Source organism: Occallatibacter sp. (assembly GCF_049802275.1).
In the GTDB taxonomy this organism is placed as follows: Bacteria; Acidobacteriota; Terriglobia; order Terriglobales; family Acidobacteriaceae; genus Telmatobacter.
Window position 1 is genome coordinate 1 of record NZ_JBARMD010000736.1, and the last position, 3141, is coordinate 3141.

The window sequence follows — 3141 nt, forward strand, 5'->3', positions numbered from 1 at the left end:
AGTTGATGGAACTGCACACGCTGGGGGTAAACGGCGGATACACGCAGGCGGATGTAACTCAGGTGGCGCGCATCCTGACGGGTTGGACCGTGGAGCGTCCGGAGCGCGGAGGCGGGTTCCAGTTTGAGCCGAACCGGCACGAGCCCGGAACGAAGGTCGTGATGGGCCAGAAATTCAAGGATCACGGCGAACAAGAGGGGCGCGAGCTGCTGCACATGCTGGCGACGCGTCCGGCGACGGCGCAATTTATCTCACGCAAGCTCGCGGTGCGCTTTGTTAGCGACGATCCGCCGCAGGCGCTGGTGGATCGCATGGCGAAGACATTCTTGAATACGGATGGGGATATTGCCGCCGTGATGAGCACGCTTTTTCATTCGCAGGAATTCTGGGACTCGAGCGTATATCGCGCGAAGGTGAAGACTCCGATTGAATTTGTCGTCTCCGCGGCGCGAGCGAGCAATGCCGATATCGAGAATATGCAGCCGCTGGCGAATGCGGTGCGCGAGATGGGCATGCCGCTTTATGGTTGCGTGACGCCGAACGGGTATAGCTGGATGTCAGAGACGTGGGTGAGCACCAATGCGCTGGTGAACCGCATGAACTTTGCGTTGTCGCTGGCGGCGAACCGCCTGCCGGGGATTTCGATTGCATGGGATCCGACGGAGAGCGTAAACAACGATACGGCGATGCTCGAAGCAAATCCCGCTGCGCCCGATCCGCAGACGGAGGAGTCGAGGCTCGAATCGTTCCTCGTTTCAGGAGGGGTAAGCGATTCGACGCGGACGGCAGTGCTGCAGCAGTTTGAACAGCAAAGCAATCAGAATCAGAACGGCGCGGCGGCTATGCCGGTGGCGGCAACGGATCGGCAGAAGTTACGCACGCGGGCGGTCACGGATGCCGAGAGGCAGGACCAGGTGCTGGCTGGGCTGCTGCTCGGTTCGCCCGAGTTTCAACGACGTTGAAGCAAGATCTTTGACCGCGTGATTTCGTGCTTTCCCACCCATGCGGCAAAGAACAAATACGCCGCATGGATGGGGCACCCTTCATTGGTGCACGATTTGGCGGTCGGAAATCCAGGAGACTCAAGATGCAGATGAATCGGCGGTTCTTTCTTCATAGAGGTGCGCTGGCAGTTGCCGGTACGACTGCCCTGCCTGGTTTTCTGGTGCGCTCAGTGCTGGCGGAGACGGGGGGTGCGCCGAATCGGCGAATGGTGGTGATCTTTCAGCGTGGCGCGGCTGATGGGCTTAACGTGGTGGTTCCCTATCGGGAGAAGAATTACTATGCGATGCGGCCGAGTATCGCGATTCCGCAGAATCAGGTCATCGATCTTGACGGGTTCTTCGGGTTGCATCCTTCGCTGACGAGTTTCAAGCCGCTCTATGATGCGGGCCACCTGGCGATTGTGCATGCAGCGGGGTCACCGGATATGTCGCGCTCGCACTTTGATGCGCAGGACTTCATGGAGTCCGGCACGCCTGGAATCAAGAGCACGGAAGACGGCTGGTTGAATCGCGCGCTGCAGGCGGAGGACCTGAATCGCCGGCGGCAGGAGACGGCTTTTCGCGCACTGGCGCTTGGCCCGCAAGTGCCACGCACACTGGCTGGGAAGGTTCCGGCGATTGCGCTGAATAATCTGAACAACTTCTCTGTTGCCGGTCGCGGGCCCGCGCCCTCGCCAGCAGCAAGTGCCTTTGAAGCGATGTATGGCGGCAGCGGCGATCATATTTTCCATGCAGCGGGCGAGGAAACATTTGAAGCAGTGAAGATGTTGCGGGAAGCGAATCCGGCGCAGTATCAGCCGGCGGCTGGAGTTGAGTATCCCAACTCGGAATTTGGGAATCGGATGAAGCAGGTTGCGCAGTTATTGAAATCGAACCTCGGAGTTGAGGCTGCATTTACCGATATCGGAGGGTGGGACACGCATCAGAACCAGGGAAACGTTGAGGGGCAGCTGTCTCAACGGCTTCGCGATTTTTCGGAGAGCATTGCGGCGTTCTGGCATGACATGGGCGACGACGCGGAGAGTGTGACGCTGGTGACGATGTCGGAGTTTGGTCGCACGGCGCGCGAGAACGGAACGGGCGGCACCGATCACGGGCACGCGAATGCGATGTTTGTGCTGGGCGGAAACGTGAAGGGCGGCAAGGTTTACGGAAAGTGGCCCGGGCTCAGTAATGATCAACTGAATGAAGGGCGCGATCTGGCACTGACTACGGATTACCGGCAGGTGCTGGGCGAAGTGGTGAGCAAGACGATCGGCGCTCGCGATCTTGATCTGGTATTCCCGGGTGTGCGAATCGCACCGAACAGTTTTCTGCGGCTTGTGTAGGTGATTTCCGAGGCTAAAGCCCGGAAATTGTTGAAGACGTATTCGTGGGGCTAAAATCCTACGCTGCCTCCGTGAGACTTGAATCTCCGCGATTCGTGAAATGATGCAGTGCAGCAGCTTAATCGAGCGACCCTAATCAACTGCAGATTATTCGGCGCGCAAAGCGTCGGTTGGATTGACGGAGGCGGCGCGACGCGCGGGCAGGAAGCTGGCTGCCAATGACGCTGAACCCAGAATCAGAGCAACGGCGGCGAGCGTTGCGGCGTCCCATGCCTGAACGCCAAAGAGCAGCTTACCCATCGCCATCGATGCGCCGACGGCACACACAAGGCCTATGCTGATCCCCGCCAGGGTGAGCCAACCTGCCTGGCGCATCACCATCTTGTAGACCGTGCTGCGTTGTGCGCCGAGAGCCATGCGCACGCCGATCTCGCGGGTTCGCTGGCTGACAGAATATGCGATCACGCCATAGAGCCCGACCACTCCCAGCACCAACGCGATGAACGCGAAGCCGCCGACCAGCCAGGTGGAGAAGCGGTGGAGGATGGCTGATTGCGTGCTGCGGATCTGTTCAGTCATCGTGATCTCGCCGTAGGTGCCCAGGTTTGGATCGATGCCGTGCAGGGTCTTGATCATCACCGGCAGAATGGCCTTTTCGTCGCCGGCAGTGCGCACCGCGATTGACACGAAATTGCCGGGGCTGTAGTAGATTGCTTCGTATTCGGCGGGCCAGAGGTCCTCGTCGAGGCCGCCTTCGCGCACGTTGCCCACGATTCCAATGATCTCGCGCATCGATTTGGGGTCGAGAC

Annotated in this window: 3 protein-coding genes; 2 read left to right on the top strand and 1 reads right to left on the bottom strand. The window is 59.5% G+C overall.

Translation table 11 applies throughout. The features are described 5' to 3' along the window. Together WA354_RS24795 and WA354_RS24800 are read left to right on the top strand one after the other, a co-directional pair. A partial coding sequence (locus WA354_RS24795; RefSeq protein ID WP_472815707.1) for a DUF1800 domain-containing protein occupies positions 1–962 on the top strand: 962 nt, incomplete at its 5' end. 125 nt (positions 963–1087) lie between these two features. Beyond that, positions 1088–2332 carry a DUF1501 domain-containing protein gene (locus tag WA354_RS24800; protein ID WP_472815708.1) on the top strand — a complete coding sequence of 415 codons (1245 nt, stop codon included), beginning with the start codon at positions 1088–1090 and terminating at the stop codon, positions 2330–2332. 147 nt (positions 2333–2479) lie between these two features. Here the strand turns inward: WA354_RS24800 and WA354_RS24805 are convergent. Continuing rightward, positions 2480–3141, bottom strand: a 662-nt coding sequence (locus WA354_RS24805; RefSeq protein ID WP_472815709.1) for an FtsX-like permease family protein, incomplete at its 5' end; no start/stop codon positions are given.